30 protein-coding genes are annotated in these 23765 nt (G+C 59.4%); 15 read left to right on the forward strand and 15 right to left on the reverse strand.

The genetic code is table 11. From position 1 onward, the window contains the following. Window positions 1-57 precede the first annotated feature (57 nt). The 6 genes from I9184_RS17465 to I9184_RS17490 form a co-directional block, all read right to left on the reverse strand. Window positions 58-681, reverse strand: coding sequence for a trimeric intracellular cation channel family protein (locus I9184_RS17465; protein WP_171637576.1), 624 nt, complete (start codon window positions 679-681; stop codon window positions 58-60). Beyond that, window positions 678-1145 (reverse strand): ribonuclease HI, encoded by a 468-nt coding sequence (gene rnhA / locus I9184_RS17470; RefSeq protein WP_152457071.1) that lies wholly within the window; start codon window positions 1143-1145, stop codon window positions 678-680. The genes I9184_RS17465 and rnhA overlap by 4 nt, the downstream gene beginning before the upstream one ends. Continuing rightward, window positions 1138-1725, reverse strand: coding sequence for a class I SAM-dependent methyltransferase (locus I9184_RS17475; protein WP_209835289.1), 588 nt, complete (start codon window positions 1723-1725; stop codon window positions 1138-1140). The genes rnhA and I9184_RS17475 overlap by 8 nt, the downstream gene beginning before the upstream one ends. After that, window positions 1722-2174 (reverse strand): DUF3429 domain-containing protein, encoded by a 453-nt coding sequence (locus tag I9184_RS17480; protein WP_209835290.1) that lies wholly within the window; start codon window positions 2172-2174, stop codon window positions 1722-1724. Before I9184_RS17480 ends, I9184_RS17475 begins: the two co-directional genes overlap by 4 nt. Further along, window positions 2171-3121, reverse strand: coding sequence for a 4-hydroxy-3-methylbut-2-enyl diphosphate reductase (gene ispH / locus I9184_RS17485; RefSeq protein WP_209835291.1), 951 nt, complete (start codon window positions 3119-3121; stop codon window positions 2171-2173). Before ispH ends, I9184_RS17480 begins: the two co-directional genes overlap by 4 nt. 192 nt (window positions 3122-3313) lie before the next feature. Continuing rightward, complete coding sequence (locus tag I9184_RS17490) at window positions 3314-3889, reverse strand: NYN domain-containing protein (RefSeq protein ID WP_117869875.1); 576 nt, start codon at window positions 3887-3889, stop codon at window positions 3314-3316. A gap of 141 nt (window positions 3890-4030) precedes the next feature. Between I9184_RS17490 and folK the strand changes: the two genes are divergently transcribed. The 10 genes from folK (at window position 4031) to I9184_RS17540 (ending at window position 11903) form a co-directional block, all read left to right on the forward strand. Further along, window positions 4031-4600 (forward strand): 2-amino-4-hydroxy-6-hydroxymethyldihydropteridine diphosphokinase, encoded by a 570-nt coding sequence (folK, locus tag I9184_RS17495; protein WP_171637572.1) that lies wholly within the window; start codon window positions 4031-4033, stop codon window positions 4598-4600. A gap of 94 nt (window positions 4601-4694) precedes the next feature. Then, complete coding sequence (gene rpoZ / locus I9184_RS17500) at window positions 4695-5048, forward strand: DNA-directed RNA polymerase subunit omega (RefSeq protein ID WP_117869873.1); 354 nt, start codon at window positions 4695-4697, stop codon at window positions 5046-5048. Window positions 5049-5074: 26 nt separating this feature from the next. After that, entirely contained in the window at window positions 5075-7207 is a 2133-nt protein-coding gene (locus I9184_RS17505; RefSeq protein WP_171637571.1) for a bifunctional (p)ppGpp synthetase/guanosine-3',5'-bis(diphosphate) 3'-pyrophosphohydrolase, read from the forward strand. A gap of 16 nt (window positions 7208-7223) precedes the next feature. Continuing rightward, window positions 7224-7922, forward strand: coding sequence for a DUF2062 domain-containing protein (locus I9184_RS17510; RefSeq protein ID WP_171637570.1), 699 nt, complete (start codon window positions 7224-7226; stop codon window positions 7920-7922). Next, window positions 7915-8661, forward strand: a complete 747-nt coding sequence (locus I9184_RS17515; RefSeq protein ID WP_171637569.1) for a pyridoxine 5'-phosphate synthase — start codon at window positions 7915-7917, stop codon at window positions 8659-8661. The genes I9184_RS17510 and I9184_RS17515 overlap by 8 nt, the downstream gene beginning before the upstream one ends. After that, entirely contained in the window at window positions 8658-9281 is a 624-nt protein-coding gene (locus I9184_RS17520) for a LysE family translocator (RefSeq protein ID WP_209835292.1), read from the forward strand. The genes I9184_RS17515 and I9184_RS17520 overlap by 4 nt, the downstream gene beginning before the upstream one ends. Continuing rightward, the gene (gene acpS, locus I9184_RS17525; RefSeq protein ID WP_171637565.1) at window positions 9278-9697 is read left to right on the forward strand and encodes a holo-ACP synthase; all 420 of its coding nucleotides are present in this window, start codon (window positions 9278-9280) and stop codon (window positions 9695-9697) included. Before I9184_RS17520 ends, acpS begins: the two co-directional genes overlap by 4 nt. Before the next feature lie 60 nt (window positions 9698-9757). Continuing rightward, the gene (lepB, locus tag I9184_RS17530; protein ID WP_171229134.1) at window positions 9758-10597 is read left to right on the forward strand and encodes a signal peptidase I; all 840 of its coding nucleotides are present in this window, start codon (window positions 9758-9760) and stop codon (window positions 10595-10597) included. Then, on the forward strand, window positions 10594-11271 hold the full coding sequence (rnc, locus tag I9184_RS17535) for a ribonuclease III (RefSeq protein ID WP_171637563.1): 678 nt from the start codon (window positions 10594-10596) through the stop codon (window positions 11269-11271). Before lepB ends, rnc begins: the two co-directional genes overlap by 4 nt. A 155-nt stretch (window positions 11272-11426) precedes the next feature. After that, window positions 11427-11903, forward strand: a complete 477-nt coding sequence (locus tag I9184_RS17540) for a hypothetical protein (protein WP_209835293.1) — start codon at window positions 11427-11429, stop codon at window positions 11901-11903. Window positions 11904-11954: 51 nt separating this feature from the next. On the opposite strand, the gene I9184_RS17545 is transcribed toward I9184_RS17540, so the two are convergent. Beyond that, window positions 11955-13337 carry a multicopper oxidase family protein gene (locus I9184_RS17545; RefSeq protein WP_209835294.1) on the reverse strand — a complete coding sequence of 461 codons (1383 nt, stop codon included), beginning with the start codon at window positions 13335-13337 and terminating at the stop codon, window positions 11955-11957. Window positions 13338-13497: 160 nt separating this feature from the next. Between I9184_RS17545 and era the strand changes: the two genes are divergently transcribed. The 3 genes from era to I9184_RS17560 all read left to right on the forward strand — a co-directional run bounded on the left by era (window position 13498) and on the right by I9184_RS17560 (window position 15168). Then, complete coding sequence (gene era / locus I9184_RS17550) at window positions 13498-14406, forward strand: GTPase Era (RefSeq protein ID WP_171169156.1); 909 nt, start codon at window positions 13498-13500, stop codon at window positions 14404-14406. After that, window positions 14403-14732, forward strand: coding sequence for a DUF1491 family protein (locus I9184_RS17555; RefSeq protein WP_171724856.1), 330 nt, complete (start codon window positions 14403-14405; stop codon window positions 14730-14732). Before era ends, I9184_RS17555 begins: the two co-directional genes overlap by 4 nt. A 112-nt stretch (window positions 14733-14844) precedes the next feature. Further along, a complete protein-coding gene (locus I9184_RS17560) occupies window positions 14845-15168 on the forward strand; it encodes a SemiSWEET transporter (protein WP_171637557.1) in 324 nt (107 codons plus the stop codon). A 56-nt stretch (window positions 15169-15224) separates the two neighbouring features. Here I9184_RS17560 and I9184_RS17565 read toward each other — a convergent pair whose 3' ends face one another. Next, window positions 15225-15614: a VOC family protein gene (locus I9184_RS17565; RefSeq protein ID WP_171637555.1), complete on the reverse strand. Its 390-nt coding sequence runs from the start codon at window positions 15612-15614 to the stop codon at window positions 15225-15227. Window positions 15615-15904: 290 nt separating this feature from the next. After that, on the reverse strand, window positions 15905-16156 hold the full coding sequence (locus I9184_RS17570; protein ID WP_171724857.1) for a hypothetical protein: 252 nt from the start codon (window positions 16154-16156) through the stop codon (window positions 15905-15907). A 194-nt stretch (window positions 16157-16350) separates the two neighbouring features. Between I9184_RS17570 and recO the strand changes: the two genes are divergently transcribed. Further along, window positions 16351-17076, forward strand: a complete 726-nt coding sequence (gene recO / locus I9184_RS17575; RefSeq protein ID WP_209835295.1) for a DNA repair protein RecO — start codon at window positions 16351-16353, stop codon at window positions 17074-17076. Here the strand turns inward: recO and I9184_RS17580 are convergent. From I9184_RS17580 to I9184_RS17590, 3 genes are all read right to left on the reverse strand, one after another. After that, window positions 17060-17452, reverse strand: coding sequence for an META domain-containing protein (locus I9184_RS17580; RefSeq protein ID WP_171637551.1), 393 nt, complete (start codon window positions 17450-17452; stop codon window positions 17060-17062). The genes recO and I9184_RS17580 overlap by 17 nt on opposite strands. Window positions 17453-17492: 40 nt before the next feature. Continuing rightward, window positions 17493-18047, reverse strand: coding sequence for a hypothetical protein (locus I9184_RS17585; RefSeq protein ID WP_209835296.1), 555 nt, complete (start codon window positions 18045-18047; stop codon window positions 17493-17495). 252 nt (window positions 18048-18299) lie between these two features. Next, window positions 18300-19991 carry an acyl-CoA dehydrogenase family protein gene (locus tag I9184_RS17590; protein WP_171637546.1) on the reverse strand — a complete coding sequence of 564 codons (1692 nt, stop codon included), beginning with the start codon at window positions 19989-19991 and terminating at the stop codon, window positions 18300-18302. 144 nt (window positions 19992-20135) lie between these two features. On the opposite strand from I9184_RS17590, the gene I9184_RS17595 reads away from it, so the two are divergent. Continuing rightward, window positions 20136-20900, forward strand: coding sequence for a sulfite exporter TauE/SafE family protein (locus I9184_RS17595; RefSeq protein ID WP_171724859.1), 765 nt, complete (start codon window positions 20136-20138; stop codon window positions 20898-20900). 4 nt (window positions 20901-20904) lie between these two features. Here I9184_RS17595 and I9184_RS17600 read toward each other — a convergent pair whose 3' ends face one another. From I9184_RS17600 to I9184_RS17610, 3 genes are all read right to left on the reverse strand, one after another. Beyond that, window positions 20905-21459, reverse strand: coding sequence for a hypothetical protein (locus I9184_RS17600; RefSeq protein ID WP_348539545.1), 555 nt, complete (start codon window positions 21457-21459; stop codon window positions 20905-20907). 24 nt (window positions 21460-21483) lie between these two features. Next, window positions 21484-21774 (reverse strand): hypothetical protein, encoded by a 291-nt coding sequence (locus tag I9184_RS17605; protein WP_152457096.1) that lies wholly within the window; start codon window positions 21772-21774, stop codon window positions 21484-21486. Window positions 21775-22132: 358 nt separating this feature from the next. Then, the gene (locus I9184_RS17610; RefSeq protein WP_209835297.1) at window positions 22133-23731 is read right to left on the reverse strand and encodes a phosphoenolpyruvate carboxykinase; all 1599 of its coding nucleotides are present in this window, start codon (window positions 23729-23731) and stop codon (window positions 22133-22135) included. Between the last annotated feature and the right edge of the window lie 34 nt (window positions 23732-23765).

A 23765-nucleotide genomic window follows, 5' to 3' on the forward strand; every position in this document is an offset into this window, starting at 1 on the left:
CCGGGCTGTGCTTTCAAAAGGGGTATCAGCCAGCCGCTTTGGCGTCCACTATCGGGCTCAGTTGCGCGGCGGACGGCTTTTGTAGACCGGCAATTGCCAGCCAAACATCAACGACCCGGCACGCAACGCCCAGCACACCAAGGCGCAGAGAGCCAGAGAAAACGCAGGCTCTGTCCCCAATCGGGCAGCCAGAACCGCCGTCAGGGCACCTGTAAAGGCGCAGGACACATAAAGCTCACCTTGTTTCAGCACCAGCGGCACTTCGTTGCAGACCACATCGCGCATCAGCCCGCCCAGGCATCCGGTCGTCACACCCATCAAAACGACAATGACCCCGGACTGATCCAGCGACAATGCCGCGCCGGTTCCGGCCGCAACAGCCACTGACAGTGCAAAACTGTCCAGCCAGACCAGCCAGTTATAGCGGCTTTCCACCAGATGTGCGGTAAAGAACACCAGGACCGACGCCGCGACTGCGATCAGGATGTAATCCGGCTGCCCGACCCAAAAGATCGGGTGACGGTCCAGCAAAAGGTCTCGTACAGTGCCGCCCCCGACGGCAGTCAGGCAGGCCATGAAGGCAAATCCCACCAGATCCAGCTGGGCACGGCTGGCCACCAGTGCCCCCGTCAACGCGAAGATCAGAACCGAGGCATAGTCCAGCAGCGTCAGCGCGGTCACGCCTGTGCCTTTTTCGGTTTGAACGGCGCCATTCCGGCCCGGGCCAGCTCATCAGCTTTTTCATTCTCGGGGTGGCCTGCGTGGCCCTTGACCCATTCCCATGTCACATCATGCCGTTCCTGCGCCTCGTCCAGACGCTGCCAAAGATCGACATTCTTGACCGGTTTCTTGTTCGAGGTTTTCCAGCCGTTGCGTTTCCAACCGAAAATCCAGCCAGTGACGCCGTTCTTCACATAGGCACTGTCGGTGACGACGGTTATCTTCGACGGTCGCTCCAGCGCTTCAAGGGCGCTGATGGCGGCCAGCAACTCCATCCGGTTGTTGGTCGTCTCGGCTTCGCCCCCGTTCAGCTCACGCTCTTTCAGAACGCTGTCCCCGTCCATCGCGCGCAACAGCACGCCCCAGCCTCCGGGGCCGGGGTTTCCGGAACAGGCACCGTCTGTATAGGCAAACAATTCAGGCATGGGCGAACACCAGGATATATCCGTCATACGATCCGGCCAGGCCTTTGCCCATGCCATGGACTGCGCGGTCAATCGTGAACCCGGCCTTGTTCAAGGCGCCCTCGATCTCGGCCTCCGTGTAATAGGAATAATAACGATCCAGATCATCCCGATGTTCACCAGTGCCCAGCTTCATCCCCAGAAACAGCTGTCCACCGGGTTTCAGAGCCCTGTGGATCGCATTCAGATGCCGCTGGAAATCAGCGCGCGGCGCGTGCAGCAGGGAAAAGCTGGCGTAAACACCGTCATATTCGGCTGTCTCGGTGACGTCATCGAACGTACCCAGATAAGCATCCACACCGTTTTCCCGCGCATGTTCGACAAAGGCCGGCGTGGCATCCAGCGCGCGAACCTTCAGCCCCTGACGCATCAGAAACCCGCTGTCCGACCCCGGCCCGGACCCCAAATCCAGCACATAGCCGCCTGCGCCGACTGCATCAGCAAAAGCCTGTCGGGCCTCAAGCTGCTCGGGCGGCAGAGGGATCTTCAGATATTCCGCCACCCTGTTGGTATAAGCGGTGATCGTACGTTCATCGGTCACAGATAGACTCCGACTGCAAGACTGGCCAATACGACCGCGGTCAGCAGGATGCGCAACCGCATCCACCAGACCGGTGTCAGGCGCCAGTAGGAAAACAGGGCATCCAGCAACAACAGGCCAGCGAACCCATACATCAGATTGGTGCCCGCATTCACCGGCCCACCACCTGTCATGGCAAAGGCCCAAAGCGCGGGCAGAACCGACAACAGATAACACAGGGCCGCCTTGCTGCCCGATGTCTTGGTGGCAAAACCCCAGAGTACACCGGACATGAAGCTGAGGATGACTGATCCATAGAACAGTTGCACATAAGGGCCCACGAAACGCGGGCCAAAGGTTTGCGCGCCCCAGGCATTCAGATCGCCATTCAGATAGGTCAGGGCGCCCCAGAAAAACGGAATCAGTCCCGCCAGCCCCAGATAGAGAGGCGCTTTCGGCACTCCGTTCACGCCGGTTGCCTCAACACGCGGGGGACTTTGAACTCGACGTTTTCAACGGCGGTCTCGACCGGCTCGACGGTGACATTATAATGCGCGCTGAACGCTTCGATCACCTCGTTTACCAGAACCTCCGGGGCCGACGCGCCTGCGGTGACAGCCACGGTCGAGATACCCTCGAGCGCGCGCCAGTCAATCTCGGTGGCGCGCTGGACCAGCTGCGCGTACTGGCACCCCTCGCGCGAGGCAACCTCGACCAGACGGCGCGAGTTCGATGAGTTCGGCGCGCCTACTACCAGCAAGGCGTCCGCCTTGGGGGCCACGGCTTTCACCGCTTCCTGCCGGTTGGTGGTGGCGTAACAGATATCTTCCTTGTGCGGTCCGACAATGGCCGGGAACCGGGCCTGAAGGGCGGCGATGATATCCTTGGTGTCATCGACCGAAAGGGTGGTTTGGGTGACAAAGGCCAGCTTATCCGGGTCACGCACCTGCACCGTGGCCACGTCGTCCACGGTCTCGACCAGCAGCACATCGCCCTCGGGCAGCTGCCCCATGGTGCCCACGGTTTCGGGATGGCCTTTGTGGCCGATCATGATCATCTGCAACCCCGCGTCCGCGTGGCGCTGCGCCTCGACATGCACCTTGGAAACCAGAGGACAGGTGGCGTCCACATAGATCATCTCGCGCTGGGCAGCCTCGGCGGGAACGGATTTCGGCACCCCGTGGGCGGAAAAGATCACCGGGCGGTCATCGGGGCATTCCTGCAATTCCTCGACGAAAACGGCCCCTTTGGCGCGAAGGCCATCGACCACGAATTTGTTGTGCACGATCTCGTGGCGCACATAGACCGGTGGTCCCCATTTCTGCAAAGCCATCTCAACGATTTTGATGGCACGGTCCACACCGGCGCAGAACCCGCGTGGGGCGGCAAGGTAAAGTGTCAGTGGCGGCTTTTTCATCAGGCTGTCTCCTTGTGGCACAGGTAAGTCTTTTCCCGGCCTTGGTCCAGACAGGACATCGTCATTCATCTGACACGAATCGTTGCTACTAGGGTGATGTTTAAGCACCTGTACCTTGTTAAAGAAGCGCGGCCAGGACTGATGTCCTGACCGCGCAAATTTTTTCCCCATCATGACAGGCTTGTCGCCTTGTCAGCTGTTGCTGGCAACAGCGACGCTGCGATGCTCCGTCGGCATTTCACGCGGCGGGCGACCGATGACATCGCGCAGATCTTCCAGTTCGATGAAATTGTCGGCCTGGCGGCGCAGTTCGTCCGAGATCATCGGCGGTTGGCTGCGGATTGTCGAAACCACCGATACGCGCACGCCCTGCCGTTGCAGGCTGGCGATCAGCGGGCGGAAATCCCCATCACCCGAGAACAGCACGATATGATCGACGCGCGGCGCCAGTTCCATGGCATCGACGGTAAGCTCGATATCCATATTTCCTTTGACTTTCCGACGCCCCATGCTGTCGGTGTATTCCTTGGCCGGTTTCGTGACCATGGTGAAGCCGTTGTAATGCAGCCAGTCAACCAATGGGCGGATCGGCGAATACTCGTCGTTTTCCAGCAGCGCTGTATAATAGAAGGCCCGAAGAAGCTTGCCGCGGCGCATGAATTCCTGCCGCAGAAGTTTGTAGTCAATGTCGAAACCGAGTGCTTTTGCCGCAGCATAAAGATTCGAGCCGTCGATGAACAGCGCTAGCCGTTCGTCTTTATAAAACATAAATGTTCCCTTCCGGTATAATCCAGTGCGTGCCGCGTTACGTGAGTGAGTGAGTGATAAAATGACGCGCTCTGGTACGCCCATAATTAGAACTTCTGTCGATTATCGCAAGTATGCAATGGGTCGAATGTAGGGTATCACATGAGCAAATCCATGCCAAATGCCGTTGTTGCGCTGGGCGCAAATCTCGATTTGAGAGGAAATGGTCCCGATGTAACACTTCAGAACGCGCTTGACGCGTTATCGCGTCACGATGTGGTGATTCGCTCCGTCAGTCGTTTTTTTTCCACCCCGTGCTTTCCCTCCGGGGCCGGCCCGGATTATGTGAATGCTGCGGCGCTGATTGCGACCGAGAAATCTCCGTCGCAGCTGTTGCAGGTGCTGCACGAGGTGGAACAGGAATTCGGGCGTGAACGGGTGCAGCGCTGGGGGATGCGGACGCTGGACCTGGATCTGGTCTGTTTCCAAGATCTGGTCCTGCCGGATCGCGCCACGTTTGATCGCTGGCGGACCCTGCCGACCGACGCGCAAAGGCAAGAGGCACCGGATCAGTTGATCTTGCCGCATCCGCGCCTTCAGGATCGCGCCTTTGTCCTGGTGCCGATGGCCGATATCGTGCCCGACTGGCGTCATCCGGTTATGGGTCGCACCGTCTGCGAGATGATCCAGACCCTTCCCGCGGCAGAGGTTGCGGCGGTCACGGCGCTGTGATCCGTGCAAATGCAGCATTTCCTGCTTGTCAAGGCGCGGATTCGCGCTTAGATAAACCCCTTCCTGACATGGATTCAGAAACGGAGAGCGCCCAATGGCCCGCGTGACGGTTGAAGATTGCGTAGACAAGGTTCCAAACCGGTTCGAGCTGGTGATGCTCGCCGCCCATCGGGCGCGTGAGATTTCCGCCGGTGCAGCGATTACCGTTGACCGCGACAACGACAAGAACCCTGTCGTGTCTCTGCGTGAGATCGCCGATGAAACCCAAAGCGCGGACGAACTGCGCGAGCGCCTGATCGAGGCCAACCAGACCCAGATCGAGGTTGATGAGCCCGAAGAAGATCAGATGGCGCTGCTGATGGGTGCCGAAACGGACAAACCCGCCATGGACGACATGTCGGAAGAGAAGCTCCTGCGCGCTCTGATGGAGGCTCAAGGGCAGGGGTAAGCCCTGAAGACGAAGGTGCGGACCGGATGATTTCTGCTGACGATCTGATTGCGCTGGTCCGCAACTACAATCCCAAGACGAATGCTGACCGCATTGCGCTGGCCTATGAATTTGGCCAGCAGATGCACGAAGGGCAGTTCCGCCATTCCGGCGAGCCCTATTTCACTCATCCCGTTGCCGTTGCCGCCATCCTGACCGAACAGCGTCTGGATGATGCGACCATAATCACGGCGCTGCTTCACGACACGATCGAAGACACCAAGGCCAACTATGGCAAGGTGGCTGAACTTTTCGGGGATGAAGTCGCCAAACTGGTCGACGGCGTCACCAAGCTGACCAATCTGCAACTGTCCAGTCGCGAGACCAAGCAGGCCGAGAACTTCCGCAAGCTGTTCATGGCCATGTCCAAGGACTTGCGCGTCATTCTGGTCAAGCTGGCCGACCGTTTGCACAACATGCGGACGATCAAGGCGATGCGTCCCGAAAAACAGATCGTCAAGGCCCGCGAGACGATGGACATCTACGCACCGCTTGCGGGCCGGATGGGTATGCAGTGGATGCGCGAGGAACTGGAAGACCTGGCTTTCCGTGTTCTCAATCCCGAAGGCCGCCAGTCGATCATCCGTCGCTTTATCACCCTGCAACGCGAGACCGGCGACGTGATCCATCGCATCACCGGCGACATGCGGCACGAGTTGGAAAAGGCCGGGATCGAGGCCGAGGTGTTCGGCCGAGCCAAGAAACCCTATTCGATCTGGCGCAAGATGCAGGAAAAGGATCAGGGCTTTTCGCGCCTGTCCGACATCTATGGGTTCCGCATCATCACCCAGACCGAGGAAGACTGCTATCGAACCCTGGGGGCCATCCACCAGCGCTGGCGCGCGGTGCCGGGGCGCTTCAAGGACTATATCAGCCAGCCCAAATCGAACGGTTACCGCTCGATCCACACCACGGTTTCCGGCCGGGACGGCAAACGGGTCGAGGTCCAGATCCGCACCCGCCAGATGCACGACGTGGCCGAAACCGGGGTCGCGGCGCATTGGTCCTATCGCGACGGTGTGCGCACCGAGAACCCCTTCGCCGTCGACCCGGCCAAATGGATTTCCAATCTGACCGAGCAGTTCGACAACGAGGAAGATCACGAAGACTTCCTCGAGGCCGTCAAGCTCGAGATGTATTCGGACCAGGTGTTCTGTTTCACCCCCAAGGGCGACGTGGTGAAGCTGCCGCGTGGCGCGACGCCGATCGATTTTGCCTATGCCATTCACACCCGGATCGGTCATGCCTGTGTCGGGGCCAAGGTTGACGGGATCCGCGTTCCGCTCTGGACGCGGCTCAAGAATGGCCAGTCCGTGGACATCATTACCGCCGATGGTCAGACGCCGCAGGTCACGTGGCTGGAGATTGCAGTCACCGGCAAGGCCCGTACCGCCATTCGCCGCGCCCTGCGCGAGGTGGATCGGGAACGATTCATCAAGCTGGGCAAGGAACTTGCCCGTTCCGGGTTCGAGCACGTGGGCCGCAAGGCGACCGACAAGGCGCTCGATACCGCAGCAAAACACCTGCGCCTGAAAGACCGGCACGAGCTGCTGGCCCGCCTTGGCAGCGCCGAACTGACCGCACATGAGGTGGTTCAGGCCGTCTATCCCGAACTTGCCAAGGACGACGGCGACGCCATTCCGCTGCGCCGTGCGGTGATTGGCCTGGAGCCGGGGCAGAAGTTCGACCGGGCCCCCTGCTGTCAGCCGCTGCCGGGGGAACGTATCGTCGGTATCACCTATCGGGGCAAGGGCGTGGTCGTGCATGCCATCGATTGCGATCGGCTCAGCGAGTTCGAAGGCGAACCTGACCGGTGGGTCGATCTGCACTGGCATTCGGGCACGCACCCGGCCGTCTATGGCGCGACGCTGGATCTGACCATTGGCAACGATGCCGGGGTTCTGGGGCGTATTTGCACATTGATCGGCGAGAAAAAGGCCAATATCTCGAACCTGGAATTTGTTGACCGCAAACCGGATTTTTACCGCCTTCTGATCAATGTCGAACTGCGCGACCTTGAACAGCTTCATTCACTCATGCTGATGCTGGAGGCGGAAAGCGACGTTGCAGCGGTCGAACGTTATCGGGACCGGACCAAAACCGCGACCGCGGCTGGCTGAGAAGGGGTGATCACGGGTGGTATTCAAGCGCCGAGACCGACGCTCTCCAGTCCAGATTGCATCGGATTTCGTCTATCCGCGTGGCGGATGGACCCGCGCCTTCCATTACGTGAAACACCGCGTCCGGCGCTTGCCGGATACCCCTGACCGGATCGCGCGCGGTATAGGGGCGGGTGTTTTCGCGGCCTTTACGCCGTTTTACGGGTTGCATTTTCTTGTCGCCGCCATCGGTGCCCGGCTGATCAAGGGAAATATTCTGGCCGCGCTCAGCGGCACGTTTTTTGGCAACCCGCTCACCTATGTTCCGATCGGGGTGATCTGTCTTCAGACTGGGCATTTCCTGCTGGGGACAGAATACGAAGAAGGCGACACACAAGGGCTGATGGGCAAATTCGCCAGCGCTATAGGGGACCTCAAGAACAATTTTCTGGCGTTGTTTACGGATCGCCTGGCCGACTGGCACGGGCTGTCGCAGTTCTACGATGACGTCTTCTATCCCTATATGATCGGTGGGATCATTCCGGGCGTCGTTGCGGGGGTGATCTGCTATTACCTCAGCCTGCCGCTGATCCTGACGTATCAGCAGCGCCGCCGCGCCAGGATCAAGGCGAAGTTCGAGGAAATCAAGCGTTTGGCCGAAGATTCGGCTGCCGTTTCTTCGGCAGAGCCTCTAGGCTCGGGCAGAAACATGCAAAAGGAATCGAGTGATGTCTGAGAACCATCTGCGTCTGGGTGTGAACATCGATCACGTGGCCACCGTGCGCAATGCGCGGGGTGGGGATTATCCAGATCCGCTGCGCGCTGCCAAACTGGCGGAAGAAGCGGGGGCGGATGGCATCACCGCGCATCTGCGCGAAGATCGACGCCATATCTCGGACGCCGATATCGACGGGTTGATGGAGGTTCTGTCGGTGCCGCTGAATTTTGAGATGGCCGCGACGCCCGAGATGCAGAAAATCGCCCTGCGCCACAAGCCTCACGCGGTCTGCATCGTGCCTGAAAAGCGCGAAGAGCGCACGACCGAAGGCGGGCTTGAAGTCGCGCGCGAGGAAAACAAGCTGGCGCATTTCATCGCGCCCCTGCGTGAGGCCGGCTGCCGCGTGTCGATCTTCATTGCCGCCGATCAGCGTCAGATCGAAGCCGCGCATCGCATTGGTGCCGAAGTGATCGAGCTGCACACCGGCGCCTATTGCGACGCCCATGCCGAAGGTCGCATGGAAGATGCCGAACGCGAGCTTGAGTCGCTGCGCCAGATGTCCACCTTCGCCCATTCGCTTGGGCTCGAGGTTCATGCGGGCCATGGCCTGACCTATGACACCGTAAAACCGGTTGCCGCTTTCCCAGAAGTAAAAGAGCTGAATATCGGTCATTTCCTGATTGGCGAGGCGATTTTTCTGGGCATGACCCCGGCCATTCAGGCAATGCGTCGCCTGATGGACGAGGCGCGCGCGTGATCACCCCCGGCTTTGTCGCCATCTGGTTCGCCTGGCTGATGGCCGGGGGCTCTCCGGGCCCCGCCACGATGGGCATTGCCGGAACCGCCATGAACGAAGGCCGCCGCGCCGGTCTGGTCTTCGCGCTGGGCATCTGTGCCGGGTCCGCCGCCTGGGGCATTGCTGCAGCGCTTGGCCTGTCGGCGATCATGCTGGCCAATGTCTGGGTGTTCGAAGTGATCCGCTATGTCGGCGTGGCCTATCTGGGTTGGCTGGCCCTCAAGGCCCTGCGCCGCGCGATGACCGCGGATGAGGTCGCTTTGGGCAGACCGGTCACGGGCGCGCTGCCGACGATCTTCGCCAAAGGTGCCGCCATCCACCTGACGAACCCCAAGGCGATCCTCAGCTGGGGCTCGATCTATGCCATCGTCGCCCCCAGCGATGCCAGCCTGTCGATGCTGCTGGGCTATTTCACCATGCTCTATGCTGGATCGTTGATGATTTTTATCGGCTATGCGTTTCTGTTTTCCTCCGAACGCCTGGTTCGAACCTACCGCCGCGCCCGCCGCTGGTTCGATTTCGCCTTTGCCGGGTTCTTCGGGGTGGCGAGTTACAAGATCCTCACGGTGCGGTTGTCATGATCCTCGGAATCGGCACAGACCTCGCAAACATCGACCGCATCCAGGGCACGCTCGACCGGTTCGGCGACCGCTTCCGCAACCGGGTCTTCACCGACACCGAACAGCGCAAGGCCGAACGCCGCGCCGATACGGCCGGAACCTATGCCAAACGCTGGGCCGCGAAAGAGGCCTGTTCCAAAGCGCTCGGCACCGGCCTGCGCATGGGCATTTCGTGGAAGGACATGGCCGTCACCAATCTGCGCACCGGCCAACCGGTGATGCACGTGACCGGCTGGGCCGCCGAGCGCCTCAAGGAAATGACCCCCGACGGGCACGAGGCGATCATCCACGTCACCCTGACCGATGATCACCCCTGGGCGCAGGCTTTTGTGGTGATCGAGGCGCGTCCGGTTCAAGATCAGCCCGCGCAGCCTTGACTTGCCCCCATCCCCCCCGCATGTAGCAGCGAAGCCAAGCAAAGAACTGGAGCGAGCAGAATGGCCGAGGACGCCAAAACCGGAAATCCCGTCTGGGAGACGATCAAGACCATCGTCTACGCGCTGTTGATTGCCGGCGTGTTCCGCACCCTCTTCTTTCAACCGTTCTGGATCCCCTCGGGCTCGATGAAGCAGACGCTGCTGATCGGCGATTTCCTCTTCGTCAACAAGATGGCCTATGGCTATTCCTACGCATCCTGCCCCAGCCTGATCATCCCCAGCGTCGGCCTGAACGTGGATGCCGAAGATATCTGTGGCTGGATGCAGGGCGAAGACAATACCCGTATCTGGGGCGGTGATCCCGAACGTGGCGATGTCATCGTCTTTCGCCATCCGGTCACCGGGCGTGATTATATCAAACGCCTGATTGGGTTGCCGGGCGACCGGATCCAGGTCCGCAATGGCCAGATCATCCTCAATGGCACTCCGGTTCCTCAGCAGCCCGACGGCGTGTTTACTGAAATTGCCGAACCGCAAGGCCCGCAGCGCCTGCGCCCCCGCTGTGAAAACGGCCCTGTTGGAATCGGTGGTACCTGTGAAAAGTCGCGCCTGATCGAAACCCTGCCCAACGGTGTGTCCTATGACGTGCTGAATATCGGCAACCAGGCATCGGACAATACCGGCATCTATACCGTGCCCGAGGGTCATTATTTCTTCATGGGTGACAACCGTGACAATTCCAGCGACAGCCGTCTGCCGCAATCTGCCGGTGGTGTCGGATACGTGCCTTACGAAAACCTGATCGGTCGTGCCGACCGGATCATGTTCTCGTCCGCGGGCCGTTCGATGCTGTTCTTCTGGACATGGCGCGGTGATCGGTTCTTCAAGGCGGTCAATTGAAGCTCTCGGCTGAAATAAAGGCGTTCCAGCGGCGATTGGGGTATGAGTTCAAAAACCCCGAACTGCTGGTGCGCGCGCTGACCCATGGCTCGGTGTCTTCGTCCACCCGCCCCGACAATCAGCGGCTGGAGTTTCTGGGAGACCGGGTGCTGGGCCTTGTCATGGCCACTGCGCTGCTTGAAGCTGACAAGAAGGCGTCCGAGGGTCAGTTGGCCCCACGGTTCAACGCACTGGTCCGCAAAGAAGCCTGCGCTGATGTGGCCCGCCAGATTGACCTGGGCGCGGTGTTGAAACTCGGCCGGTCCGAGATGCTGTCCGGTGGCCGTCGCAAGCAAGCGCTGCTGGGCGACGCGATGGAGGCCGTGATCGCTGCCATCTATCGAGATACGGGGTTTGAGGCCGCCCGCGATGTCATCCTCGCCCTCTGGGGGGACCGCATCCACAAGGTCGAGGCCGACGCCCGCGACGCCAAAACCGCGCTTCAGGAATGGGCGCAGGCGCGCGGCCAGAAACCACCCAGCTATGTCGAGGTCAAACGCAGCGGCCCCGACCACGCCCCCGTCTTCACCATCGCCGCCCGCCTTCAGGACGGAACCGAGGCACAAGCCACGGCAGGTTCCAAGCGCCAGGCCGAACAGGCGGCCGCCAAGGCCTTGCTGGAGCGGGTCGGCTGATCTCAGTTTAAGCTCGGCCTGTCACAAACTTCAATCTAACTTGAAGACTATAGAAGCCACGACAGACGACCTGTATCTGGGTATCAGTCGTTTTGGCACCAGTCAGGCTACGGCAGGTCAAAGCACTCAGGAAACAACATAAAAAAGGCAATCTAATGCAACGTGCAAAACTCTCGCTCGTCAATATCGGCTTTCTGTTCATTGCCGGGTTTGTGGCAACCATGGCCTTCGATTTCTGGGGGCAGGTTGTCAGTCCCGGGATCGGCTGGGCCAACCTGTCACCCGAAGGTCTGGCGCAGAGTTTGCTGTCCAGTCTGGGCCTGCCCAGCAACGCTTTTCTGGGCTTCTTTGTGCATTTCTACATTGTCGGCCTGATTGCCTATCCTTTGGGTTGGTTCCTTATTTTCCAGCCAATCTGGATCAAGGTTCTGGGTCCGGCCCACATCTTTGTAGCCTCGGCAATCTATGGTTTCGGTCTGTGGGTGTTTGCTATCGGAGGTGTCACGACCTTTGCCGGTCTGCCACCGTTCCTGAACTTTGTCGGCATCACATGGGTCGCGCTGATCGGACACGTTTTGTACGGTATCGTGTTTGTGGCCGTGCTGAACCCCATCCTGCGCCGTCACCCGTGATCTGACCCGTACTATCTGTCGGTCCGGTGTCGGGCCGACGGTTTTCATTGATCACTCCACCCGGATGAACCCGGTCAGCCCGGTTTTCTGATGTTCGATCACATGGCAATGAAACGCCCAGTCGCCGGGGTTGTCCGCCACCAGTGCGATATCCGCCACCTCATCCTTCAACAGCAGCATCGTGTCCGTCATCAGCGGTGGCAGGGTGCGCAGGTTGGATCGCAGCGGCACGAAGGCCAGCCCGTGCAGGTGGATCGGGTGCAGATTGGGCGATTCATTGCGCAATCGCAAAACATAGCTCTTGCCCCGTTGCAGCACGGCCAGCGGCCCGGTTTCCTGCGCCGCATCGCCCGGCCAGGGTGTGCGGTTGATCGACCAGAAACTATAGCCCAACGACCCGCAGAACCCGTCATTCGGGGCGCCGCCTTCCGGGGTCCAGCCGAACACGAATTCATGTAACTCGGCCTGATCAAGATCTGGGCGCGCGACAGGGTTTGCACGCAATGGGCGCAGCTCTCTCAGATCGCGCGCCGCTGATGTGCCGGTCGCCCGCAAGCGCGCCATGGCGCGATGTGGTTGACCGGGAAGCTTGGCTATCAGGTCCGCCGACTGCCCTTCGCCCTCGGGCATCCGGACGGCAATATCCACCCGTTGACCGGGGCCCAGCAACAGCGGTTCGTCCGCCGTTGGCACCGGCAGATCGATCTCGACCGGATGCCCGTCCCAGGCGATGATCCGGGTCTCGGCCCCCTCAGGATGCAACCTATAGATGCGGGTCGTGTCCGTGTTGACCACCCGCAGCCGCACCAGACTACCCGCCGTGTGTTCATAGACCGCCTCGCTCTGCCAGTTGGCGGTCTGCACCGTGCCAAACGTGCCCGCCCGCGCCGCACCTCGCGCCGTATAGGCCGGCAGGAACGCGTCATTCTCGTCCAGACGGAAATCCCGCAGATTGACCACCTGCTCGCTGTCGAACCCCGGCTCGTCCGGCTCGGCAATCACCATCACGCCGGTCAGCCCGCGCGCCATCTGGTCCATCGTCATGCAATGGGGATGATACCAATACGTGCCCGCATCCGGCGGCGTGAACTCATAGGCGAAACTTTCGCCCTCGCCGATGGGCATTTGGGTCAGGTAGGGCACCCCGTCCATCCCGTTTCGAATGCGCAGCCCGTGCCAGTGCATCGAGGTATAATCCGGCAAGGTGTTGCGAACGCTCAGCCGCATAGGCTCGCCCTGCCGCCCATACAGAATCGGCGGCGGCGCATCGGGCGACAGGCTGACCATCCCTGTGGTCAGCCCTTCGCGCAGCCGGTAACTGGCGGGTTGCAGCACCAGCTCCTGCGCCGCATTGCCTGCCGCCAGCGACCATCCGCCCAACCCAAACGCACCAGCGGCGGCACCGCTTCCAAGAAGAAACTCGCGACGTTTCATGACAACCTCACTGAAAGGATTTGCTGCCGGGCTGGAACTGGCTGGGCATCTAATCCTGTCCTGCCACTGCAAGCGCAGGGCTGCAATGCGACAAATCCCTCTGGCCCGCCGCCCCTTTCTGCTATAGGGGGGCGCAGTTGCAGACAGGATTGCCAGACACATGACCACACGCGCCGGATTTATCGCCCTGATCGGAGAGCCCAATGCGGGCAAATCCACCCTCCTGAACCGCATGGTCGGGGCCAAGGTGTCGATCGTGACGCATAAGGTGCAGACCACCCGCGCGCGTATCCGCGGCGTGGCGATGGAAGGCGACGCGCAACTGGTCTTCGTCGACACGCCGGGCCTGTTCAAACCCCGCCGCCGACTGGATCGCGCCATGGTCGCCGCCGCATGGGGCGGGGCCGCGGATGCCGACATCGTTGTGCTCATGGTCGAGGCGCATCGTGGCATTACTGAAGGCGTCGAGCGCATCCTTGAAGGTCTGGAAGAGATCGGGCAGGGCCGCACGATCGCGTTGGCCATCAACAAGATCGACAAGGTGCCGTCCGAGAAGCTGCTGGCGCTGACCAGTGACCTGAACGCGCGCTACCCGTTTGCCGAAACCTTCATGATCTCTGCTGAAAAGGGACACGGCGTCGAGGACTTGCGCAAGTGGCTGGCCTCTGAACTGCCTGAAGGCCCGTGGTTGTATCCCGAAGACCAGATCGCCGATCTGCCCCTGCGCATGATCGCCGCCGAAATGACGCGCGAGAAGCTGACCCTGCGTCTACATCAGGAATTGCCCTATCAACTGACCGTCGAGACCGAAAACTGGGAAGAGCGCAAAGACGGCTCTGCCAAGATCGATCAGGTCATCTATGTCATGCGCGACGGCCACAAGGGCATCGTTCTGGGCAAGAAGGGCGAGACGATCAAGGCCGTCAGTCAGGCCGCACGGGCCGAGCTGGAAGAATTCCTCGACCGCAGGATTCACCTGTTCCTGCAAGTGAAGGTCCGGCCCAATTGGCTGGAAGAATCCGAGCGGTATTCGGAAATGGGGCTGGATTTCAAAGACGGAAACGCATGACGCGGCTGACGGCGGAATTCTGGGTTCACGCCTATCTGGCGCGGCTGCGATTTCAGGATATCCCGGCCTATGTGGTTGCCCATGGCGATGACACCGCAGGCGCAGTTCTGGTCAAGCTGAACACACTAAACGGGCAGGCCGTTGCCTTCCAACGCAGCTTTGATCTGATGAGTGGCGAACGGAAATGGGTCGAACTCTCGTCCGGCCTTGAAGGTGACGTGGACCAGGCCATTCAGCGCCAACGCAGCTTTGACCCCGACCTCTGGGTGATCGAGGTCGAAGACCGGCAGGGGCGGCACCTGCTGGGCGAAGAAGGGCTGGAGTGACCACGGTACAGACGGGTCTTTGACGCAGAGACCAAAATGACTATTTTACCCCGGCAATTACACTGGCAGGGCTGGCTTGCCCTGTGGACAGGCGCAACCAAGAGGTGCTTTCGTGGCTAAAACGCTTGCTGAGAAACTGGAAAAATCGGAACTCGGCCACTGGATGCAGCGTTTCGAAAGCTTCATGGTCTTTGTCGGGGTTGTTGGTCCTTTTGCCACGCTTCCGCAACTGATCAAGCTCTACTTCACCCATTCCGAACACGCTACTGGTCAGTCGCTTCTGTCCTGGTCGCTTTATGCCGGGCTGTCCTTCCTGTGGTTCGCATATGGTCTGGTGGTCGGCAAGTTGCCCATCTATGTGGGCAACGGTATCTCGATGGTGCTGAACCTGCTGATGGTCATAGGAATTCTGGTTCATGCGGGTGTGACGTTCTGAACTTCACGCTGGCTTGGGTCTTTCTTGTTCGCGGTCGCAGACGATGCTCGGGGCCATCAATCCGCGTCGCCAAAATAGACAAAGCTCATCTTGTTCCCATCGGGGTCGCGTGCGTAGGCACCAAAAAAGTTTGGGCCATATTGGGGGCGGTCCCCCGGATCACCTTCGTTTGTTCCGCCATTTGCAAGCGCGGCCGCGTGCGCCTCACGCACTTCCTCTGTGCTTTGGCACAGCAGGCCAACCATGTTTCCGTTGCCGATCGTCGCGTCTTTTTTGTCGAACGGTGTCGCGACCCATATGCATCCGCCGCCGCGCAGCTCATAACATACGGCATGCGGCATATACTCAGCGACGACCTTTCCGCCGATCCGGGGCATAACCGCGTCGTAATAGCTGCGTGCCTTGGCAACGTCGTTGGAACCGATCATGACGTAATTAAGAGACATTTTGGGAATCCCGTTTTAGAACATAAGTAGAACATTATGGCCTGAACGGGATTAAAGCAACGCATTCTTTTGCCCGCAGTTGGCGATACCCCGGACGACAGACGGGGTTTCCATCGGCCAAGGGGCAGCAGGCGCGTTCTGCCGGGGCACATTGGTGATCTGAGGAATGGCGGCGGGTTCATGTTGAGGCACAACGGAATCCACCGTGGTCAGGTCTGGTCGCTATATCGGACTGGACCGTTGCAATGAAAAGCCGATGCTCTGCCCTTCAGTCTTTGCATGTCTTGGGATTACGCGCCATGTCCGCCGTTCCACCCGTCTTCGTACTCGCCCAACACCCTGGACAGGTGCAGCAGAGAGGCAGAAAAGCGTGCGTAGACATCCCTCGACAACATCGGCTTGTTGTCATCCAAAACCTGCACAAGTTCGACGATGGCTGACGCAAATGTCTCATAGACCTGCATGTCTGCCGCCGTGGGGTCCGGTGTCCAGATTTCGCGTTCGTCGTAATATGTGGCGGGTTTCGGTTCGTCATCGATCATGCTGCGGCCCCTTTTGTTGAAGCGCAGTTGGGGGTCGTAAAAACACGTACAAGCCGGGTGGCGCGAAGTCACAAAACTATGGCAGCTTCGGAAAAGAACACGCGCTGAAAAGGGGTTGAAGCACTTCCGCTCTTGCGTGCCAACGTCGCTTGGGATTTTCTGCGAACCAACCAAACCAGCAACAGGGTCAGGTTTTGGACTGGCGCGATCACGGAATACTCCTGACATTACGCCGCCATGGTGAAACAGCGGCGATCATCGAGGTCTTTACCGAAGGCCACGGGCGCCACGCAGGTGTGGTGCGCGGCGGGACCAGCCGCAAGATCGCGCCGATCCTGCAACCTGGGGCGCAATTGGACGTGCTGTGGCGTGCGCGGCTGGAAGAACATATCGGCACCTTTCAGGTCGAACCCCTGCGGTCCCGTGCGGCAGCCGCTTTTTCAGGGCGGCTGGCCTTGTCCGGGCTGAACGCGGTCGTTTCGCTGTTGTCCTTTTGTCTGCCCGAACGGGAACCACACCCCGCGCTTTATTCCCGGACGGAACAGTTGATGGATCTGTTGGGGCAGGACGAGGTCTGGCCTCTGGCCTATCTGCGATGGGAGCTCGCGTTGCTTGACGAACTTGGCTTTGGCCTTGATCTGACAGTCTGCGCCGTGACCGGTGTGACCGAAGGATTGATCTATGTATCCCCCAAAACAGGCCGTTCCGTCAGCGCCAATGGCGCCGGGGAATGGGCGGACAAGCTGTTGCCTCTGCCGCCTTGTCTGCGAGGTGAGGGCACTGCGCCCGATGCCGAGGTCGCAGAGGCCCTGCGCACAACCGGATATTTCCTGGAGCACCGCGTTGCTCCGTCTTTGGGGCATAATCCGCTGCCCGAAGCGCGGGCTCGGTTCGTGGATCAGGTCACTCGGCGGCTGTGAACACCATCTCGTGCCCGTCCTCATTGCGCAGGATCAGAACATTGCCTGACACCTCGGATTGGGTCATGGCCATGAGGGCGGCAAAGTAGACCCCTTCCGCCTCGAGTCCCGCGCAGGCGGCGCGCGTCGCGTTGAGGTTCTGAACCTCAAACCAAGGGTAAGGCGCGTTGAGTGTTCCGTCATAGCTGTTGCACGGAGCGTTGCCGGCAATCCTGCCTTCTTCCGGAAACCGCAGCAGAGCGCTCGCCTCATAGGGCTGACCATCGATCTCCTGCAGCACCCAAATCTGGTCCGCCGCACCATAGGCGGCGACGGTTTCGTCCTTGTCGCATTGGAACAGTGCCAACAAGGGCAGGGTCAGGATCAGACGAGTCATGGCTGGGTCTTAGCGCATAGGGGATGTTGTTGGAACCGGATCAGTAAGGAAGAGACCCGTTCAGCAGTTGCGCACGCACTTCCTGCCGGGGTTTCCAGCTATAGCGCGTATCTTCACGCACCGGCGCCCAGAACAAGGCACCGCTGTTGCGCCATGGGTCGAGGATGATACCGTCATACATTGTGTCCCCCTTGGCGCTGATCGATGCCGAATGGTGGATGATGCGAAACGGGGTCGGCGGCGACGTGGCCCAGTTCAGGTCCAGCGTCTGGAAATTTTCCTGCCGCAAGCGTTTGGTCATCGCTTCGGCCCAGTCATTGCACAGGCCCTTTTCGCGGAACCCGTTGATGACCTTGGCGTTGTGGATGATAGCCGGGTCGGTGACATTCCAATCCCGTGCCAACTGCTGCGAGTAGGAATAGGCGATTGTGGCCGCCCTCTGAGCCTCGGCCGGATCGACATCCGACCCGAGCGCCTGGATCGACTGAGCCAGCGCATCAATATCGTTCCGGCTCACCGTCGGTTGAGACGTGGTGCAAGCCGCCAGAGCAAGAGCCGCAAGAACAGCACACATGGCAAGGAAAGATCGGGTCATGCGGTATCCCAAAAGTTAATTTCGACGTCTCGTGTTCGGCTGATGCTCTACCGGTGAAAGGGGCGGGATCAAAGGGGGAAGTTTTGAAACACGTGGGTCATTTGTGACCGTCACGCGGGCTACGAGGGGCGATGGTATGTTTTGTACAAAACACACTCTGCATGGTTCGGACCGCGTACAGATTGTACAAAACAGGAAAAAGACCCGGCGCAAGCGCCGGGCCAGTCGGGGAAACAGGGCTGCCGGAATGGGTCACCCGAGCAGACGTCGTGCGATGACCTGTGCCTGAATCTCGGCCGCCCCTTCGAAAATGTTAAGAATACGCGCGTCGCACAGAACGCGGCTGATCTTGTATTCCAGTGCAAAGCCGTTTCCGCCGTGGATTTGCAGCCCGTTGTCCGCCGCAGCCCAGGCCACACGCGCGCCAAGCAGCTTGGCCATACCGGCCTCTAGATCACAGCGCTGGCCGTGGTCTTTTTCCCATGCGCTGAAATAGGTCAGCTGGCGCGCGATCATGATCTCGACCGCCATCATTGCCAGCTTGCCCGAGACACGCGGGAAGTTGATCAGCGATTTGCCGAATTGCTTGCGGTCGATGGCATATTGCATGGCGATATCCAGCGCGCTTTGCGCCACGCCAATGGCGCGCGCGGCGGTCTGGATACGGGCACTTTCAAAGGTTTCCATCAGCTGTTTGAAACCCTTGCCTTCTTCACCGCCCAGCAGGTTTTCACCCTTGACGTGAAAGCCGTCAAAGCCCAGCTCGTATTCCTTCATGCCGCGGTATCCCAGAACCTCGATCTCACCACCGGTCATGCCGGGGGTGGGGAAGGGATTGTCGTCCGTGCCGGGTGTTTTTTCCGCCAGGAACATGGACAGGCCGCGGTGATCGGTGCTGTCGGGATCGGTCCGCGCCAGCAACGTCATGACATGGGTCCGCGCGGCGTGGGTGATCCAGGTCTTGTTGCCGGTGATCCGGTAATCACCGTTCTCGTCCTTCACGGCACGGGTGCGCAGGCTGCCAAGATCCGAGCCGGTGTTGGGTTCAGTGAAGACAGCCGTCGGCAGAATTTCAGCGCTGGCCAGTTTTGGCAGCCAGTTGGCTTTTTGCTCGTCCGTACCGCCGGCAATGATCAACTCGGCCGCGATTTCCGAACGCGTGCCCAGCGAGCCGACGCCGATATAGCCACGCGACAGTTCTTCGGAAACGACGCACATGGATGCTTTGGACAGTCCGAAACCGCCAAACTCTTCCGGGATGGTCAGCCCGAAAACGCCCATTTCCGCCAGTTCTTCGATGATTTCCAGCGGGATCAGCTCATCCTTGAGGTGCCATTCATGGGCATACGGTTCGACCTTTTCCTGCGCATAGCGGCGGAACTGGTCGCGGATCATTTCCAGTTCTTCGTCCAGGCCCGACGCGCCGAACATTGTGGCGCCGGCCTGATCTTGCATCAGCTCGACCAAACGGCTGCGTGCGGCTTGTGAATTCGCCTGCGCCATCAAGGTCTGTACTTCGGACGACTGAAAGCCCGACAGCGCATCCCAGCCGAGACCCATGTCCTGAAGGCGCACGACCTCGCCCTGGTTCATCGGGATGCCACCTGCGACCTGATGCAGGTACTCGCCAAAGGCGATCTGGTGAAGCAACTGCTCGAGCTCGCCGAACTTGCCTTCGGCCTGAAGTGCTTCGGCCCAGCGCTGCATTTGTTGCAGCGACTGATTATACGTGGCCAGCCATGCCAGCCCATGCGCGGCGGTCTGGTTTGCCTCGATCAGAGCGCCAGAGATACGGCCATCCGCCGAGACCATGTCGCGCACGGATTCACGGGCTTTTTCAAAAACAGCTTCTACCGCGGGTAGGGCAGCCCGGGTCAAATTCAGAAGATCGGGCAAAACTGCAGCAGTTGTCATCTCGGTCATATCCTGTCCGTCGTGGGCCATGAATCGCGTCCTTTCCTCGGTCGTCTGGTCATATCATGCTGCACGTGCAGCGCAACAAAAATACTTATTACGCTGCGAAAAAGTTCAAAAATTACCCCACCATTTTTGCAATGCAGAAGAAAATCCAGATGATATCTAGGGGGCATGACCCTGTTTTCCATTCTTTCCCCGCAGGAACTGTTGTTGGCCATGGCAATCGCGTTTGCCTCTGGGTGGGTCAAGGGCATGGTTGGTTTCGCGATGCCCATGATTTTGGTATCAGGGTTGAATTCATTTCTGCCGCCGGATCTGACCCTGGCGGGACTTATCCTGCCGACGCTGGTGACCAATGGGCTGCAGGCCCTTCGCGGTGGCCGTGTCGCCGCGTTTGCCTCGATTCGGCGCTTTCGGGTTTTCCTTGTTGTTGGCGGTCTTCTTCTGCTGTTGAGCGCACAGTTGGTCGCATTGATCCCGGGGTCTGTCTTTCTGGTTCTGATGGGCGGCTTTGTGTCAGTTTTTGCTCTGTTACAGGTTCTGGGGTTCAGAATGGCGCTGAACCAACCCTCGACCGCAGTCGAGGCTCTGGTAGGTGGCGTGGCGGGGTTTGTTGGCGGCATGTCAGGAGTTTGGGGGCCTCCGACAGTTGCCTATCTGACAGCGCTGAACACCCCCAAGACCGAACAGATTCGAATTCAGGGCGTAATCTACGGTTTGGGGGCGGTTTTGTTGCTGGTCGCACATCTTGGATCAGGCATTCTGTATGCAGAAACACTTGAGTTTTCGGCAGCCCTGATCGTTCCGGCCCTGGCCGGGATGTGGATCGGCATGAAGCTGCAGGACCGTATTGATCAGGCAAGCTTTCGCAAGGCGACCTTGTTGGTATTGCTGATCGCGGGCCTGAACCTGCTTCGACGCGGTTTGGTGGGGTAACACGTCAGCCCGAGCGCTTGTCGGCAAACCGGAAAGCAAAATACAGGCCCAGCATCAGAAAGAACAAACCCGAGATATCGCCGATCAGGAATGCGATATATTCCACCGTCGCACTGCCAAAAGCCAGGTTGGTCAACCCGGAGACAAGGAAGGACGTTACGATTCCGATGCCCATCACACATATCCAACAGGGTTTGCGATCCGGACGGGGAAACAGATCCCACCCGATTGCCTTGAGAAGATAGAACACGATCGGGGCCGTCAGAACCGCAATCGCCATGGCCATCAGGCGGCTGGGCAGGAACACATCCGTTTGACCCAAATAGGCAAAAACGATGAACACGCCGGGCAACAATGCGAAAACGGCGCGCCACCCCAACAGCCACGCCGACAGAACCCGCACGCCATGCGGCAGAAACAACAGGCTCGCCCTGCTTGGGTATTCCGGGAAAAACACGTTCTGCAACGGCATGAGGACGGCGAATGTAAGGAACGACGCCAGCACATAGGCCAATGAGGCCAGAAGCGTTTCAGTAGCCCACCCGCGCAAAGTAATCACGGCCTCTTGCGCGGGTGGATCGCATCATTTGGGTGCATGAACGATATACCGTCCCCGGTTGGCGCTGCCGCTTTGAGAAAGATAGCCTTTTTCGACCAGCGACTTCAGTGCGCGAAAGAATGTTGGGCGCGAAACACTTTGAACCAACGTGTGCTCGATCAGGCCGAATGTGCGCACTTCCTGATCGGACTTGGAAAGCTCTTCGGCGGCATAGTAGATGTCGCGTTCAACCGGAGATAGTTTTTCCAGGCCTAAAGTGCGCTCCATGCTTTGCATCAATTTGCGCAGTTCGGTGAGTTTCGAGATCTCAGTCATAATGTTACCTATCGTTTGCCGTGTCATTTGCCGCCTAATTGCGACTGTTTGAGCCATGCTGAATGACGCGCAAGTCAGCAGGTCTCGTGTTGACACTCATCCCCATTTACTTAGACTAGGTGACTGATTAGGTTGCTCAATCCAGCGTTGTGAGTGTGCGCACATGAGCGACCCCCAATCTAATTTCAGTCAGTGCCCGGCGCAAAAGTGCCGGGTTTTTTCGTCTCAGCGATTATCAGGGCTAGCGCAAATTTCATTTTGAAACAACGCAATTGTATGTGCTTTTTGCGACAAACAACCTTAGGGAGAAGCACAGTGAGTGTAGTAAAAAAGGGGCGCTGTGGCCCCTTTTCCTGATTTATCCGATTGCGACGGCTTTGATGTCGTCATCGATGAAGGGCAGATATTGTTCAAAGTTCTCGGCAAACATCTGCACTAGTTTTTCGGCCTGTTTGTCAAAGGCTGCCTGATCGTCCCAGGTACGGCGCGGGTCCAGCAGAACTTCGGCAACCCCCGGGACAGAGACTGGAACGTCAAAGCCGAAATTGGCATCCTTGCGGAACTCGGCGTCGCGCAGGGACCCTTCCAGAGCGGCGGTCAGCAAGGCGCGTGTCGCGCGGATCGGCATCCGGCTGCCCACGCCATAGGCGCCGCCGGTCCAGCCGGTGTTCACAAGCCAGCAGGTCGCGCCGTGCTGGGCGATCTTGTCCCGCAGCAGGTTGCCGTATTCCTCAGGGCGACGGGGCATGAACGGCGCGCCGAAACAGGTCGAGAATGTCGGCTGCGGCTCGGTGATGCCGCGTTCGGTCCCGGCGACTTTTGACGTGAAACCCGACAGGAAGTGATACATGGCCTGTGCCGGCGTCAGCCGCGCGATCGGAGGCAGAACGCCAAACGCGTCGCAGGTCAGCATGATAATATTCTTCGGGTGACCACCCAGTGCGCTTTTGGATGCGTTCGAGATATATTCAAGCGGATAGGCGCAGCGCATGTTGGCGGTCAGCGAGTCATCGTCGAAATCCAGTTCCTTGGTTTCGGGGTCGAAGACCATGTTTTCGATCACGGTTCCGAACTTCGAAGTGGTGGCATAGATTTCCGGCTCTGCCTCGGCATTCAGGTTAATGGTCTTGGCATAGCAACCGCCTTCGAAGTTGAAGGTGCCGCGATCGGACCAGCCGTGCTCGTCATCCCCGATCAGTATGCGCGAAGGATCTGCGGACAAGGTGGTCTTTCCGGTGCCGGACAGGCCAAAGAACACGGCCGTATCGACCGGGTTGCCAACAGCATGGTTGGCCGAGCAGTGCATCGGCATCACGCCTTTTTCAGGAAGCATGTAGTTCAGCAGGGTGAAAACGGACTTCTTGTTTTCACCGGCATATTCAGTGCCGCCGATCAGGATCAGTTTGCGGTCGAAGTTCATCGCAATCACAGTCTCGCTGCGGCAGCCATGCTTTGCCGGGTCGGCCTGAAAGCTGGGGCAGTTGATGACAGTGAAATCGGCCGTGAACTCATCCAGATCTTCGCGGTCCGGGCGACGCAGAAGGTGGCGGATGAACAGGTTGTGCCACGCCAGCTCGGTAACCATTCGTACATTGATTGCGTAAGCCGGGTCCGCACCACCGACGAGGTCCTGCACGAAATAATCGCGGCCCTTCATGTGAGCCAGCATGTCTTCGTACAGCGCGTCAAAGCCCTCGGGGCTCATTTCGGCATTGTTTTCCCACCAGATGGTGTCGGCAACGGTGTCGGTCTTGACGACGTGTTTGTCCTTTGGCGACCGGCCGGTGAACTTGCCTGTGGTAACCAGGAACGCTCCACCATTGCCAAGTGTGCCTTCGCCGCGCTTCAGCGCCTCTTCGATCAGCGCCGGCTCCATGAAGTTGTAATAGACATTGCCCAGACCCTCGATGCCCTGATCTTCGAGGCGGAATTGCGGGTTAACCCGTCCAGATGTCATGTGTGTCTTCTCCTGTGGCGGCGCGAAGGTCGTT

Origin of the sequence: Ruegeria sp. HKCCE3926, assembly GCF_017872515.1 — a bacterium.
In the GTDB taxonomy this organism is placed as follows: domain Bacteria; phylum Pseudomonadota; class Alphaproteobacteria; order Rhodobacterales; family Rhodobacteraceae; genus Ruegeria.